This is a genomic window from Pseudomonas sp. B13(2017) (assembly GCF_002113245.1).
In the GTDB taxonomy this organism is placed as follows: Bacteria; Pseudomonadota; Gammaproteobacteria; order Pseudomonadales; family Pseudomonadaceae; genus Aquipseudomonas; species Aquipseudomonas putida_Z.
This window is the reverse complement of record NZ_NEJX01000001.1, coordinates 503,914-517,832: the sequence shown is the minus strand read 5'-3', so window position 1 is coordinate 517,832 and position 13,919 is coordinate 503,914. Positions and strand designations below refer to the sequence as shown.

11 protein-coding genes are annotated in these 13,919 nt (G+C 63.2%); 8 read left to right on the top strand and 3 right to left on the bottom strand.

Features of this window, described 5'->3' with window-relative positions:
• Nucleotides 1–25: 25 nt before the first annotated feature.
• Both CAG44_RS02335 and CAG44_RS02330 read right to left on the bottom strand, forming a co-directional pair.
• On the bottom strand, nucleotides 26–922 hold the full coding sequence (locus CAG44_RS02335; RefSeq protein WP_085691516.1) for a D-hexose-6-phosphate mutarotase: 897 nt from the start codon (nucleotides 920–922) through the stop codon (nucleotides 26–28).
• A gap of 71 nt (nucleotides 923–993) precedes the next feature.
• The gene (locus CAG44_RS02330; RefSeq protein WP_003253317.1) at nucleotides 994–1,392 is read right to left on the bottom strand and encodes an acyl-CoA thioesterase; all 399 of its coding nucleotides are present in this window, start codon (nucleotides 1,390–1,392) and stop codon (nucleotides 994–996) included.
• A gap of 360 nt (nucleotides 1,393–1,752) precedes the next feature.
• Between CAG44_RS02330 and CAG44_RS02325 the strand changes: the two genes are divergently transcribed.
• The 8 genes from CAG44_RS02325 (at nucleotide 1,753) to CAG44_RS02285 (ending at nucleotide 12,375) form a co-directional block, all read left to right on the top strand.
• Nucleotides 1,753–3,042: an MFS transporter gene (locus CAG44_RS02325; RefSeq protein WP_015272351.1), complete on the top strand. Its 1,290-nt coding sequence runs from the start codon at nucleotides 1,753–1,755 to the stop codon at nucleotides 3,040–3,042.
• Between the two features lie 217 nt (nucleotides 3,043–3,259).
• Nucleotides 3,260–4,258, top strand: a complete 999-nt coding sequence (locus CAG44_RS02320) for a phosphate ABC transporter substrate-binding protein PstS (protein ID WP_056793940.1) — start codon at nucleotides 3,260–3,262, stop codon at nucleotides 4,256–4,258.
• A 139-nt stretch (nucleotides 4,259–4,397) separates the two neighbouring features.
• Nucleotides 4,398–6,686, top strand: coding sequence for an ABC transporter permease subunit (locus CAG44_RS02315; RefSeq protein ID WP_085691515.1), 2,289 nt, complete (start codon nucleotides 4,398–4,400; stop codon nucleotides 6,684–6,686).
• Between the two features lie 71 nt (nucleotides 6,687–6,757).
• The gene (gene pstA, locus CAG44_RS02310; RefSeq protein WP_176240879.1) at nucleotides 6,758–8,374 is read left to right on the top strand and encodes a phosphate ABC transporter permease PstA; all 1,617 of its coding nucleotides are present in this window, start codon (nucleotides 6,758–6,760) and stop codon (nucleotides 8,372–8,374) included.
• 72 nt (nucleotides 8,375–8,446) lie between these two features.
• Nucleotides 8,447–9,280 (top strand): phosphate ABC transporter ATP-binding protein PstB, encoded by an 834-nt coding sequence (pstB, locus tag CAG44_RS02305; protein ID WP_003258171.1) that lies wholly within the window; start codon nucleotides 8,447–8,449, stop codon nucleotides 9,278–9,280.
• Between the two features lie 168 nt (nucleotides 9,281–9,448).
• Nucleotides 9,449–10,219, top strand: coding sequence for a phosphate signaling complex protein PhoU (phoU, locus tag CAG44_RS02295; RefSeq protein ID WP_013974818.1), 771 nt, complete (start codon nucleotides 9,449–9,451; stop codon nucleotides 10,217–10,219).
• A 164-nt stretch (nucleotides 10,220–10,383) separates the two neighbouring features.
• Nucleotides 10,384–11,280, top strand: a complete 897-nt coding sequence (locus CAG44_RS02290; protein WP_025341128.1) for a response regulator — start codon at nucleotides 10,384–10,386, stop codon at nucleotides 11,278–11,280.
• Between the two features lie 198 nt (nucleotides 11,281–11,478).
• Nucleotides 11,479–12,375, top strand: a complete 897-nt coding sequence (locus CAG44_RS02285) for a M23 family metallopeptidase (protein WP_013974816.1) — start codon at nucleotides 11,479–11,481, stop codon at nucleotides 12,373–12,375.
• Nucleotides 12,376–12,492: 117 nt separating this feature from the next.
• Here CAG44_RS02285 and CAG44_RS02280 read toward each other — a convergent pair whose 3' ends face one another.
• The gene (locus CAG44_RS02280) at nucleotides 12,493–13,833 is read right to left on the bottom strand and encodes a hemolysin family protein (RefSeq protein ID WP_013974815.1); all 1,341 of its coding nucleotides are present in this window, start codon (nucleotides 13,831–13,833) and stop codon (nucleotides 12,493–12,495) included.
• Between the last annotated feature and the right edge of the window lie 86 nt (nucleotides 13,834–13,919).

The following is a 13,919-nucleotide window of genomic DNA, read 5'->3' as shown; positions in this document are numbered from 1 at the left end:
GGGGCCCGAACAGGCACTGCAAAACTCAGATCATTTCACAGCCAATCCTGACCCCCAGCGAGCTGCTGCCCCCAGGCTTCAATTCCACCAAGTCATCCCACACATTCGCCGTCTCGATGCACAGCATCCGCTGCCACCCGTCATCGGCCATGTCCGGCAGTTCCCTGGCCCGTTCAGTCCAAGGGTTCCAGATCACCGCCGAGCGCGACCCGCTGCTGGTCAAGGTAATGCGCCGCTCCCAGTGCGGGTCGACGATGCTCAGGGTTTGCGGGGTCACCAGGTAGATCCGGTCAGTCTCCCCGGCAAACCCCAGCGGCCCCTTCTGCTGGCGCTGCTCCCAGTCAGCCAGGGTCTCGATATAGCTCAGCCCCTCCACCCCTTCGACCCGCGCCTGGCGCACATCACTGACCGCGAAGTAGCTGTGCAGGGCCTGGCTGATGGTGACGGGGGTATTGCCCATGTTGCGGCTGGTCAGGTTCAGCTGCAGGTCCTCGCCCAGCTCCACTACCAGCTTCAGCTCGACGTCATGAGGCCAGCCAGGCAGGTCACCCTGCGCTTCCGGCAGTTCGAATTCGATGCGCAGGCCTTTGCCCGCTTCCTCGATACCCAGCAATTGCCAGTCGCGCGCGCGCGCCAGGCCGTGGGCGGGTGCCTGTTTGCCGTGGTACATGGCCTGCACGGCCTGGGGGTTGCGCTGCAGGTTGCCGAACCACGGCCAGCACACCGGCACACCGGCGCGTACCGACTTGCCCTGACGGAAGATGGCCTGGTCGCTCAGCCACAGCAGCGGTGGCTGGCCAACGCGCTGGTAGCTGAGGATCTGCGCGCCCTGCTGGGCGATCAGTAGTTCGGCGTGGTCGCTGCTGATACGCCAGCAGTTGAGTTCGCCATGTTGCTCGGTTACGACCTGGAAGGTAGCCATTGCATTCATCTCATTGATTGCCAGTGGGCCTTGGACCCGGGCACATGCAATGAGTTTACCGCCGGCGTGGCTCAGCGACGAGGTACGGAGCGGGTGCGGCCACTGCCGTCGATGGCGACGAAGACGAAGACTGCTTCGGTGACCTTGCGCCATTCGCTGGACAGCGGGTCGTCGCTCCATACTTCGACCATCATCTGGATCGAGCTGCGGCCGATTTCCAGGGTCTGGGTATAGAACGACAACTGCGCGCCGACGGCGACCGGGACCAGAAAGGCCATGCGGTCGATGGCCACGGTGGCCACGCGGCCGCCGGCGACACGGCTGGCCATGGCGGTACCGGCCAGGTCCATCTGGGCGACCAGCCAGCCGCCGAAGATGTCGCCAAACCCGTTGGTTTCGCGCGGCAGTGCGGTGATCTGCAAGGCCAGGTCGCCTTGCGGGATTGGATCTTCTTGTTCGAGCTCAATCATGCGATGGGGCCTCTGACCCGTGACGCTTTTCGTTGGTGTGGCGCAAAGGCCGGGTAAACGATTCAGCTTGAAACATACTACGCCGATTTCGTTTCACTGAGCGGCCGTAGGGAAACTCTGCGAAACCGCCTGACATAAAGACCGGCGTTTTCGCACAACATCCCACGCTAGCAGCAACCTTTTCCTACGAACTGCCAGTATATAGAGCATAACGGCCAGCGACGACCGTGCATTCATGAATATGTGTAGGGATTTTGTATCGCTTCCGGCGCAGCTCAGCAATTTGCTATCTTCGCCTGTCTCCCACTCCAGAAGCCGCGTGCCAAGCGGCCTGCATGCCTACAAAGAGAACAATCAGCGATGACTTCCGTGCCGAGCAGTATCGAGCAGCCCTCGCGGCCGCTGACCCGCAGTGACTACAAGACTCTCTCACTGTCCGCCCTGGGCGGCGCGCTGGAGTTCTACGACTTCATCATCTTCGTGTTCTTCGCCACGGTGGTCGGCAAGCTGTTCTTCCCCGCCGACATGCCCGAATGGCTGCGCCTGATGCAAACCTTCGGCATTTTTGCCGCCGGCTACCTGGCGCGGCCGCTGGGCGGCATCATCATGGCCCACTTCGGTGACCTGCTCGGGCGCAAGAAGATGTTCACCCTGAGCATCTTCATGATGGCCCTGCCAACGCTGATCATGGGCCTGCTGCCCACCTATGCACAGATCGGCATGTGGGCGCCGATCCTGTTGCTGCTGATGCGCGTGATCCAGGGCGCGGCCATCGGCGGCGAGGTACCCGGCGCCTGGGTATTCGTGTCCGAGCACGTGCCAGAGCGCAACACCGGCTACGCCTGCGGCACCCTCACCGCAGGCCTGACCGCGGGAATCCTGCTTGGTTCGCTGGTGGCGACCCTGATCAACACTGTGTACAGCGCACAGGAAGTGGCCGATTACGCCTGGCGTATCCCGTTCCTGCTCGGCGGTGTATTCGGCCTGTTCTCGGTGTACCTGCGCCGTTGGTTGCACGAAACCCCGGTGTTCGCCGAGATGCAGCAGCGCAAGGCGCTGGCCGAGGAGCTGCCGTTGCGCGCGGTGCTGCGTGACCATCGTGGTGCGATCATTTTGTCGATGCTGCTGACCTGGATGCTGTCAGCCGCCATCGTGGTGCTCATCCTGATGACTCCGGCGCTGCTGCAGAGCATCTACCACATCAGCCCCACCGACTCGCTCAAGGCCAATAGCCTGGCCATCGTGCTGCTCAGCTTCGGCTGCATCGGTGCTGGCAGCCTGGCCGATCGCTTTGGCGCGGGCCGGGTGTTCGTGATCGGCAGCCTGTTGCTGCTGGCGACCTCCTGGACCTTCTACCACAGCCTGCCTACGCGCCCCGAGCTGCTGTTCCCGCTGTATGCAGTGACCGGCCTGTGCGTGGGTGTGATCGGTGCGGTGCCTTATGTGATGGTCAAGGCATTCCCGGCAGTGGTGCGCTTCAGCGGGCTGTCGTTCTCGTACAACGTGGCCTACGCGATCTTTGGCGGACTGACGCCGATGGTGGTGACTGCGCTGCTGAAAGTGAGCCCGATGGCGCCGGCCTACTATGTGGCGGGGCTGTGTGCCGTTGGTCTGGTTGTGGGCCTGTACCTGCTCGCCAACAAGCGCTGATCTACGCCAGGGCTTCTGGCCTCTTCGCGGGCACGCCCGCTCCCACAAGGGTCACACAGTCCCTGTGGGAGCGGGCGTGCCCGCGAAGAGGCCAGACCTGCTTTTGATGATGGCCTTTCATCCAATTGTCATATTCAAGTCATATCGTATTCATGCGGCCTGCAGATACTTGGGCCCGTTCCATCCAACACCCCAATATTCCTGCTAGGAGCAAGGCATGAAACTGAAGCGTTTGATGGCGGCCCTCACCTTTGCCGCCGCTGGCGTTGCAACCGCCAACGCGGTAGCCGCTGTCGATCCTGCGATCCCGACCTACACCAAGACCACCGGTGTTTCGGGCAACCTCTCCAGCGTCGGTTCGGACACCCTCGCCAACCTGATGACTCTGTGGGCCGAGGCCTACAAGAAGGAATATCCGAACGTAAACATCCAGATCCAGGCTGCCGGCTCCTCCACCGCGCCACCCGCGCTGACCGAAGGCACCGCCAACCTCGGCCCGATGAGCCGCAAGATGAAGGACGTCGAGCTGCAGGCCTTCGAGCAGAAGTACGGCTACAAACCGACCGCCATCCCGGTCGCCGTAGACGCCCTGGCTGTGTTCGTGCACAAGGACAACCCGATCAAAGGCCTGACCATGGCCCAGGTCGACGCCATCTTCTCTTCCACCCGCCTGTGCGGTGGCAAAGCCGACGTCAAGACCTGGGGTGACCTGGGCGTGACCGGCGACCTGGCCAACAAGCCAGTACAGCTGTTCGGCCGTAACTCGGTATCGGGCACCTACGGCTACTTCAAGGAAGAAGCCCTGTGCAAAGGCGACTTCAAGCCTAACGTCAACGAACAGCCTGGCTCGGCTTCGGTCGTGCAGTCGATCAGCTCCTCGCTGAACGGCATCGGCTACTCGGGCATCGGCTACAAGACCGCCAGCGTCAAGACTGTGGCCCTGGCCAAGAAGGAAGGCGGCGAGTTCGTTGAAGACAACGAAACCAACGCCCTGAACGGCACCTACCCGCTGTCGCGCTTCCTGTACGTCTACGTCAACAAGGCCCCGAACAAGCCTCTGGCCCCGCTGGAAGCCGAGTTCGTCAAGCTGGTGCTGTCGCAAGCTGGCCAGCAGGTCGTGGTGAAGGATGGCTACATCCCGCTGCCCGCCAAAGTCGTCGACAAGACCTTGGCTGACCTGGGCCTGTCCCACGCAGGTAACGTCGCAAAAAAGTAAGTAACTGAAGGGGAGGCCGGCGCTGATGCCCGGCCTCTTCCACGAAGTTCCAGTCCGAAGCCAGGTTTCCTGTGCGGCGGGCTTTCGTGCGTCACCACTTTGTAATGTTTTTGTCACACGGGACCGCTAGGGTGTGCGCATGAATGATCTGGCCAACTCCAACATGACCCAAAACTCCCAGCCCGTGCGGATTGATTTCAATACGCCGGAGTTGCAACGCAAGCGCCGCATGCGCGCGCTCAAGGACCGCCTGACCCGCTGGTATGTACTGGTGGGCGGGCTTGCCGTATTGGCGGCGATCACCCTGATCTTCTTCTATCTGGCCTATGTGGTGCTGCCGCTGTTCCAGGGCGCCGAGCTGACCAGCAAGAAAGCCCTGGAGCCGACCTGGCTGCAACAGGATGCCGGCAAGCCGCTGATGATCGCGCTTGAAGAGCAGAACCTGGTGGGCATGCGCGTTTCGGACAAGGGCCAGGCACTGTTCTTCGATACCAAGACCGGTAACGAGCTCAAGCGTGTCGACCTGCCGGTGCCGGCAGGCACCCAGGTCACTTCGATCAGTGCCGACCAGCCGGGCAGCCCGCTGGTGGTGCTGGGCTTGTCCAATGGCCAGGCGCTGGTGTTCCACCACACCTACAAGATCACCTACCCGGACAACAAGAAAACCATCGCCCCCGGCATCGACTACCCGTACGGCGAGCAGCCGTTCGTGCTCGACGAGCAGGGCCGTGCGCTGGAGCATGTCAGCGTCAACGTCAATGGCGACACCCTGCTGATGGCCGGTTCCACCGGCGCGCACCTGCAGGTGGTCGAGCTGACCCGCACCGAAAACATGATGACCGAAGAGGTCACCACCGAGCAGAACCGCATCGAACTGCCGCAGATGACCGAAACGGTGAAGAACATCTTCATCGACCCGCGTCAGCAGTGGCTGTACGTGATCAACGGCCGCGCCACCGCAGACGTGTTCAACCTGCGCGACAAGAGCCTCAACGGCCGCTACAAGCTGTCTGAAAGCGCCGACACCGAAATTACCGCCACCGCCCAGCTGGTCGGCGGCATCTCGCTGATCATCGGCGACTCCAAGGGCGGCCTGGCCCAGTGGTTCATGGCCCGTGACCCGGATGGCGAATCCCGCTTCAAGCTGATCCGCACCTTCCAGATGGGCAAGGCCGCGGTCGTGCAGATCGACGCCGAAGAGCGCCGCAAGGGCTTCGTCGCCCTCGACGCCGCAGGCGAGCTGGGCGTGTTCCACAGCACCGCGCACCGTACCCTGCTGGTCGAGCCGGCCGCCGAAGGCCCTGGCATCCTGGCCCTTTCGCCACGTGCCAACCGCATCATCATCGAAGAAGGCGGCAAGCTGCTGCCACTGAGCCTGCGCAACCCGCACCCGGAAATTTCCTTCAGCGCGCTGTGGGGCAAGGTGTGGTACGAGAACTACGACGAGCCGAAATACGTCTGGCAATCGACCGCATCGAACACCGACTTCGAGCCCAAGCTGAGCCTGTCGCCGCTGACCTTCGGTACCCTGAAGGCCGCGTTCTACGCCATGATCCTGGCGGCCCCGCTGGCGATTGCCGCGGCCATCTACACCGCCTACTTCATGGCCCCTGGCATGCGCCGCAAGGTCAAGCCGGTGATCGAACTGATGGAAGCGATGCCGACGGTGATCCTCGGCTTCTTCGCCGGCCTGTTCCTCGCCCCGTACCTGGAAGGCCACCTGCCGGGCGTGTTCAGCCTGTTCCTGCTGATGCCGCTCGGTATCCTGCTGGCCGGCTTCGCCTGGACCCGCCTGCCCGAGTCGATCCGCCTGCGTATCCCGGATGGCTGGGAAGCGGCGATCCTGATCCCGGTCATCCTGTTCACCGGCTGGTTCGCCCTGACCATGAGCCCGCACCTCGAGAACTGGTTCTTTGGCGGTGACATGCGCCTGTGGATCACCAACGACCTGGGGATAACCTACGACCAGCGCAACGCCCTGGTCGTGGGTATCGCCATGGGCTTCGCGGTCATCCCGAACATCTACTCCATCGCCGAAGACGCCGTGTTCAGCGTGCCGCGCAGCCTGACCCTGGGCTCCCTGGCCCTGGGAGCGACGCCATGGCAGACCCTGACTCGCGTGGTCATCCTCACCGCCAGCCCGGGTATATTCTCGGCGCTGATGATCGGCATGGGCCGTGCGGTGGGCGAGACCATGATCGTGCTGATGGCCACCGGCAACACCCCGGTGATGGAGCTGAACCTGTTCGAGGGCATGCGCACCCTGGCCGCCAACGTGGCCGTGGAAATGCCGGAGTCGGAAGTCGGCGGCAGCCACTATCGCGTGCTGTTCCTGGCCGCGCTGGTGCTGCTGATGTTCACCTTCATCATGAACACCTTGGCCGAGCTGATTCGCCAGCGTCTGCGCAAGAAATACTCGTCGCTTTGATAGAAAGGTAGCGATCCGTGAAAAAGGATTCCCTCAAAGGCTGGTTCAAGAGCGGCGCCCCAGGCGTCTGGATGAGCGGCGGCGCGGTGGCCATGGCAGTGATCATGACCGTTGGCCTGCTGGCGGTGATTGCCGTGCGCGGCCTGGGCCACTTCTGGCCGGCCGATCTTGTCCAGGCTACCTACAAGGTGCCGGGCCAGGCCGACCATGTCGTCATTGGCGAAGTGGTGCAAAAGGAAGAAGTACCCCGTGCCCGCCTGAAGGGCGCCGGCCTGCCAGTGCCTGACCAAGGCCCGGAGTTCATGACCCGTGAGCTGATCAAGGTGGGCAACCGCGACCTCAACGGCAGCGACTTCACCTGGGTGGTCGGCGACTGGCTGGTCGACGAAAAGCACCCGGCCGACCTGATCGCCCTGGAGCGTCGCGAGTGGGGCAACTTCTACGGCTACCTGGTCAGCGTCAAGGAAGAAGGCCGCGTGGTCGCCGAAGGTGCTGCCGCCTGGGCCGAGCTGCAGGCCCGCCTCAAGCGCGCCAACCAGCTCAACAGCGAACTGCAAAGCCTCGAGAAGAAAGACATCGGCGCCATCAACCATGGCCTCGAGCGCCTGCGTCTGCAGGCGCGCAAGCTGGAGCTGGACGGCAAGCTGGACGCCGCCGCCCAGGCTGACATGGACGCCGAGCGCGCCGAGCTGAACAGCCGCTACAAGGCCATCGAAGACCGCCTGACCGGCCTGCACCAGGCCTTCGCTCGCGACAGCCTGGTGGCCCGCGATGGCAACGGCCGTGAAGTGGAAATCAACCTCAGCAAGGTGGTGCACGCCATCCAGCCGAACGCCATGTCGGGGTTCACCAAGCTGGGTGCCTACTTCACCAAGGTCTGGGAGTTCCTCAGTGACGACCCGCGTGAAGCCAACACCGAGGGCGGTATCTTCCCGGCCATCTTCGGTACCGTGATGATGACCCTGATCATGGCCGTGATCGTCACCCCGTTCGGTGTGCTGGCTGCCGTGTACCTGCGCGAATACGCCAGACAGGGCCCGGTGACCCGCCTGATCCGCATCGCGGTGAACAACCTGGCCGGTGTACCGGCGATCGTCTACGGCGTGTTCGGCCTGGGCTTCTTCGTCTATGTGCTGGGTGGCTCGATCGACCGCCTGTTCTTCCCCGAAGCACTGCCGGCGCCAACCCTGGGTACCCCGGGCCTGCTGTGGGCATCGCTGACCCTGGCGCTGCTGGCCGTGCCGGTGGTGATCGTGGCCACCGAGGAAGGCCTGGCGCGTATTCCGCGTACCGTGCGTGAGGGCTCGCTGGCGCTGGGCGCGACCAAGGCCGAAACCCTGTGGAAGATCGTCCTGCCGATGGCCAGCCCGGCGATGATGACCGGCATGATCCTCGCCGTGGCCCGCGCCGCCGGTGAAGTGGCACCGCTGATGCTGGTAGGTGTGGTGAAGCTGGCCCCGTCGCTGCCGGTGGACGGGAACTACCCGTACCTGCACCTGGACCAGAAGATCATGCACCTGGGCTTCCACATCTATGACGTCGGCTTCCAGAGCCCCAATGTCGAGGCCGCGCGGCCGCTGGTATACGCCACGGCGTTGCTGCTGGTGCTGGTGATCGCGGCCCTCAACCTCTCGGCCGTGTGGATCCGTAACCACCTGCGCGAGAAGTACAAGGCCCTCGACAGCTGATCCTGATTGCAAGCGTGCCGCCCGTGAGCCGGGCGGCCCTTTGAAACGAATTGTTAGCGTATGGAGTTGACCATGCAGCAAGAATCCCATACCCACGGCATCGACATGTCTGCCCTGGGCCGCGACAAGCAGAGCCTGCGCCTGGCCGAAGAGACCGTAGCCATCGAAGTGCCGGGCTTGAGCCTGTTCTACGGCGACAAACAAGCGCTGTTCGATGTGCAGATGAACATCCCCAAGCAGCGCGTGACCGCCTTCATCGGCCCGTCCGGCTGCGGCAAGTCGACCCTGCTGCGCACCTTCAACCGCATGAACGACCTGGTTGACGGCTGCCGCGTGGAAGGCGCCATCAACCTGTACGGCAACAACATCTACCGCAAGGGCGAAGACGTGGCCGAGCTGCGCCGCCGTGTGGGCATGGTGTTCCAGAAGCCCAACCCGTTCCCCAAGACCATCTACGAAAACGTGGTCTACGGCCTGCGCATCCAGGGCATCAACAAGAAGCGCGTGCTCGACGAAGCGGTCGAGTGGGCGCTGAAGGGCGCGGCCCTGTGGGACGAGGTCAAGGACCGCCTGCACGACTCGGCACTGGGCCTGTCCGGTGGCCAGCAGCAGCGTCTGGTCATCGCCCGAACCATCGCCGTGGAGCCGGAAGTGCTGCTGCTCGACGAACCGTGCTCGGCACTGGACCCGATCTCGACGCTGAAAGTCGAGGAACTGATCTACGAATTGAAATCCAAGTACACCATCGTCATCGTGACCCACAACATGCAGCAGGCGGCCCGTGTTTCGGACTACACCGCGTTCATGTACATGGGCAAACTGGTCGAATTCGGGGATACCGACACCCTGTTCACCAACCCGGCGAAGAAGCAGACCGAAGACTACATCACCGGTCGCTACGGCTGATCGCCGCTCCGGATAGGTACCTGGCCCCTGTGGGAGCGGGTTTACCCGCGAAGCAGGCGCCGCGGTGTCTGGCACCGGCTTCGCCGGTGTTCGCGGGTAAACCCGCTCCCACAAACCAGGGAACGAGACGAACAAATTGAAGCTTGCAGCTTCTTCGCGGAGCGAACGATGATCAACAAAGAAAGCCTTACGCATCACATTTCCCAGCAGTTCAACGCCGAGCTCGAAGAGGTGCGTAGCCACCTGCTGGCCATGGGCGGGCTGGTCGAAAAGCAGGTCAACGACGCAGTCACTGCGCTGATCGAAGCCGACTCGGGCCTGGCCCAGCAAGTGCGCGAAGTCGACGAGCAGATCAACCAGATGGAGCGCAACATCGACGAGGAGTGCCTGCGCATCCTCGCCCGTCGTCAGCCGGCGGCCTCCGACCTGCGCCTGATCATCAGCATCTCCAAATCGGTGATCGACCTGGAGCGCATCGGTGACGAGTCGACCAAGATCGCCCGTCGCGCTATCCAGCTGTGCGAGGAAGGCGAGTCGCCACGCGGCTATGTCGAAGTGCGCCACATCGGTGACCAGGTGCGCAACATGGTCCGCGACGCGCTGGACGCCTTTGCCCGCTTCGACGCCGACCTGGCACTGTCGGTGGCCCAGTACGACAAGACCATCGACCGTGAATACAAGACCGCCCTGCGTGAGCTGGTGACCTACATGATGGAAGACCCGCGCTCGATCTCGCGGGTACTGAGCGTGATCTGGGTCCTGCGTTCGCTGGAGCGTATCGGCGACCATGCGCGCAACATCTCCGAGCTGGTGATCTACCTGGTGCGCGGCACCGACGTGCGTCATATGGGCCTCAAGCGCATGACGGCAGAAGTGCAGGGCACTGCTGTTTCCGACGGCGAAAACGCTAATGTTCCGGCCGAACCTGACGATAAGTAAGGTTGCTCCCGAGCATCGACGCCCGGCCTTGGCCGGGCGTTTTCGTTTGCGGTCGAGGAGCCGGCAGGCACCCGCGAACGATGTGAAGAAGTCCCGGCGTGACCAGGTTGTAGCAAGTGGCCATTATTCGGCGGTAGGCTAGTCGGGATTCAGAAGGAGTATCGATGAGTAAAGTGAATGTGCTGGTCGTGGATGACGCCCCGTTTATCCGTGACCTGGTCCGCAAATGCCTGCGCAATGCCTTCCCGGGCATGACCATCGACGACGCCGTCAACGGTCGCAAGGCCATGGCCATGCTGGGCAAGGAAGCGTTCGACCTGGTTCTGTGCGACTGGGAGATGCCGGAAATGTCCGGTCTGGAACTGCTCACCTGGTGCCGCCAGCAGCCTGAGTTGAAGAACCTGCAGTTCATCATGGTGACCAGCCGTGGCGACAAGGAAAACGTCATCCAGGCGATTCAGGCGGGCGTTTCCGATTTTGTCGGCAAGCCGTTCACCAACGAGCAATTGCTGACCAAGGTGAAAAAGGCCCTGACCAAGATCGGCAAGCTCGACAGCCTGATGGCCAGCGGCCCGGCACGGGTCAACTCGGCGTTCGCCAATGACTCGCTGAATGCGCTGACAGCCGGCAAGCCTGAAGCGGTGAAGGTCACGGCGCCAGCGCCGGCACCTGCACTCGCCAGGCCAGTGGCCAATGCCCCCCGGCCCGCCGCTCCTGCGCCGACCGGCCGTGGCCAGGGCCAGTTGCGCCTGGCCGGCGGCATGCAGCCATGCGTGATCAAGGCGCTGAGCCTGAAAGAGGCCCTGCTGGTGGTGCGCCGTGGTGAAGCGCTGCCTCAAGTGCTGGAAGGCGCAGTGCTGGACCTGGAGCAGGGCGAGAACGCCGAAGTCGCGCGCCTTAACGGCTACCTGCATGCCGTCGCGGCACTGGAACCCAAGCCTGACAGTGACTGGTTGCAACTGACCTTCAAGTTCGTCGACCAGGATGCCCAGAAGCTCGACTACCTGTCGCGGCTGATTGCCCGCGGGACGGCGCAGAAGCATTTCACCCCGGGCGCCTGAGTAATGACTACTGGCCCCATCGCCGGCAAGCCAGCTCCCACAGGTACAGCGTCAACCTCTGGCCCTGTGCATTTCCTGTGGGAACTGGCTTGCCGGCGATGGGGCCAGTCCTGTTGACGCCATCCGACCAACTGTCATACCCACCGCAAAACCCCCTGCTAGGCTTCGACAAATCATAACTGTCAAAAAGCCACTATCATGCCCGCCCGCCTGCTGCTGTTCTGTGCATTGCTCATGGCCTCGGCGTCGAGCCTGGGCATGACTATCTACGAGATCACCGATGATGGCCGTGTGACCTCCTATTCCGATCGGCCCGGCCCCGGTGCCAAAACCTTTGTGCGGCGCGTACCCATGGTCGAAGTGCCCGAAGGCCAGGTGCTGCTGAACGCGATAACCTTCAACGGCGGCGTGAGCTTTTCGGCCCGCAACCAGCTGCATGTGCCGGTGGAGGTAGAGCTGCGCCTGGACAACCTGGTGAACGCACAAGGTGGCAATGCCCCGCGTACCGTGCGCCGGGTACTGCCGCCGCGCACCACGCAAATGCTCAGCGTGCTCAGGGGGCGGCCCGGGATGTTGCTGAACTACCGCTCGACCCTGCTGCAGGCCATGGGCGACCCGGGCAAGCGGCCCCAGGGCTTCCGCTATGCATTCCCCTGGATTGGCGGGCCGTTCCGCGTGACCCAGGGCCCCAATGGCCGGGTCAGTCATTTTGGGCCCAAGGGGCGTTATGCCATGGATATCGCCATGCCCGAAGGCACCACCATCATCGCGGCGCGGGAAGGGGTGGTGGTGAAGACGGAGAACAGCCAGAGCGGGCGCGGCCCCAACCCGTCGGGCAATTTCGTCAGGATCCTGCACCCGGACGGCACTATGGGCGTGTACCTGCACCTGATGCGCGGTTCGGTGGTGGTGGCAGAGGGGCAACGGGTGCGGCAGGGGCAGATGCTGGCCAAGTCGGGCAATACCGGCAACAGCACCGGGCCCCACCTGCATTTCGTGGTGCAGCGCAATGTGGGGTTGGCGCTGGAGTCGATACCTTATCGGTTCGACAGGCCGATCGGAGGGTTGCCTGACTTCACTGCGGGTAACCCTTGAGATTTTTGGGGCCGCTTTGCGGCCCTATCGCGACACAAGGCCGCTCCTACAGGGATACGCGAACCCCTGTAGGAGCGGCCTTGCGTCGCGATGGGCTGCAAAGCAGCCCCCTGGCCCTCAATCCAGCTTGAGCACCTTGGCCAGCACGATCTTCGGCCCTTTCATCTTCTTGATGATGATGCGCAGCCCTTCGACCTCCAGCACTTCCTCTTCTTCAGGCACGCGCTTGAGCGTCTCGTAGACCAGCCCGGCGAGGGTTTCCGCCTCGATATGGTCAAGGTCGACGCCCAGCAGGCGCTCGACCTTGAACAGCGGCGTGTCGCCACGCACCAGCAGCTTGCCCGGCTGGTAGGCGAGGATGCCGCGCTCGGTCTTGCGGTGCTCGTCCTGGATGTCGCCCACCAGCACTTCCAGCACGTCTTCCATGGTCAGGTAGCCAATCACCTTGCCATCGGCTTCCTCCACCAGCACGAAGTGCGCGCCGCCCTTGCGGAACTGCTCCAGCAACTGCGCCAGCGGCATGTGCCGCGACACGCGCTCCAGTGGCCGTGCCAGGTCGTCGAGGTCGATGGTTTCGGGCAGGTGCTCGAGTTCGGCCAGCTCCAGCAGCAGGTCCTTGATGTGCAGCAGGCCGGTGAATTCTTCACGCTCGGCGTCGTACACCGGGTAGCGGCTGAACTTGTGGCGGCGCACCAGGGCCAGGATCTGCTTCAACGGCGCATGGGCGTCGATGCTGACCATGTCCTCGCGCGAGTTGGCCCAGTCGACCACCTCCAGCTCGCCCATTTCCACAGCCGAGGCCAGCACGCGCATGCCTTGGTCGCTCGGGTCCTGGCCACGGCTGGAGTGCAGGATCAGCTTGAGCTCTTCACGGCTGTAGTGGTGCTCGTGGTGTGGGCCGGGCTCGCCCTGGCCGGCAATGCGCAGGATGGTGTTGGCGCTGGCATTGAGCAGGTAGATGGCCGGGTACATCACCCAGTAGAACAGGTACAGCGGCACGGCGGTCCACAGCGACAGCAGCTCGGGCTTGCGGATGGCCCAGGACTTGGGCGCCAGCTCGCCGACCACGATGTGCAGGTACGAGATGACGAAGAAGGCGACGAAGAACGAGATGGCCTTGATCAGCTCGGGCGTGTCCACGCCCAGGTAGGCCAGCAGCGGCTCGAGCAGGTGGGCGAATGCCGGTTCACCGACCCAGCCCAGTCCCAGCGAGGCGAGGGTGATGCCCAGCTGGCAGGCCGACAGGTAGGCGTCGAGCTGGTTGTGTACCTTGCGCAGGATGCTGCCACGCCAGCCGTGCAGCTCGGCGATGGACTCGACGCGGGTGGCGCGCAGCTTGACCATGGCGAACTCGGCGGCAACGAAGAAGCCGTTGAGCAGCACCAGGAGCAAGGCAAAGATGATCATGCCGAAGTCGGCGAATAACGAGGTGAGGCTGATACCAGGGGAAGGGTCCATGATGGAGTTTTTACGGGGTCCGTCTTCGAGATAGAGAGAAAAAAAGTGCCAGCTCTTGCTGGCACAGGGGGTCCAATGTAGCGGCT

What these genes read in the sequence shown, in the direction of transcription:
- CAG44_RS02290 (WP_025341128.1), top strand. Translation starts at nt 10,384, where the DNA reads ATGAGTAAAGTGAATGTGCTGGTCGTGGATGACGCCCCGTTTATCCGT.
- phoU (WP_013974818.1), top strand. Translation starts at nt 9,449, where the DNA reads ATGATCAACAAAGAAAGCCTTACGCATCACATTTCCCAGCAGTTCAAC.
- CAG44_RS02320 (WP_056793940.1), top strand. Translation starts at nt 3,260, where the DNA reads ATGAAACTGAAGCGTTTGATGGCGGCCCTCACCTTTGCCGCCGCTGGC.
- CAG44_RS02325 (WP_015272351.1), top strand. Translation starts at nt 1,753, where the DNA reads ATGACTTCCGTGCCGAGCAGTATCGAGCAGCCCTCGCGGCCGCTGACC.
- CAG44_RS02330 (WP_003253317.1), bottom strand. Translation starts at nt 1,392, where the DNA reads ATGATTGAGCTCGAACAAGAAGATCCAATCCCGCAAGGCGACCTGGCC.
- CAG44_RS02315 (WP_085691515.1), top strand. Translation starts at nt 4,398, where the DNA reads ATGAATGATCTGGCCAACTCCAACATGACCCAAAACTCCCAGCCCGTG.
- CAG44_RS02280 (WP_013974815.1), bottom strand. Translation starts at nt 13,833, where the DNA reads ATGGACCCTTCCCCTGGTATCAGCCTCACCTCGTTATTCGCCGACTTC.
- pstA (WP_176240879.1), top strand. Translation starts at nt 6,758, where the DNA reads ATGAGCGGCGGCGCGGTGGCCATGGCAGTGATCATGACCGTTGGCCTG.
- pstB (WP_003258171.1), top strand. Translation starts at nt 8,447, where the DNA reads ATGCAGCAAGAATCCCATACCCACGGCATCGACATGTCTGCCCTGGGC.
- CAG44_RS02335 (WP_085691516.1), bottom strand. Translation starts at nt 922, where the DNA reads ATGGCTACCTTCCAGGTCGTAACCGAGCAACATGGCGAACTCAACTGC.
- CAG44_RS02285 (WP_013974816.1), top strand. Translation starts at nt 11,479, where the DNA reads ATGCCCGCCCGCCTGCTGCTGTTCTGTGCATTGCTCATGGCCTCGGCG.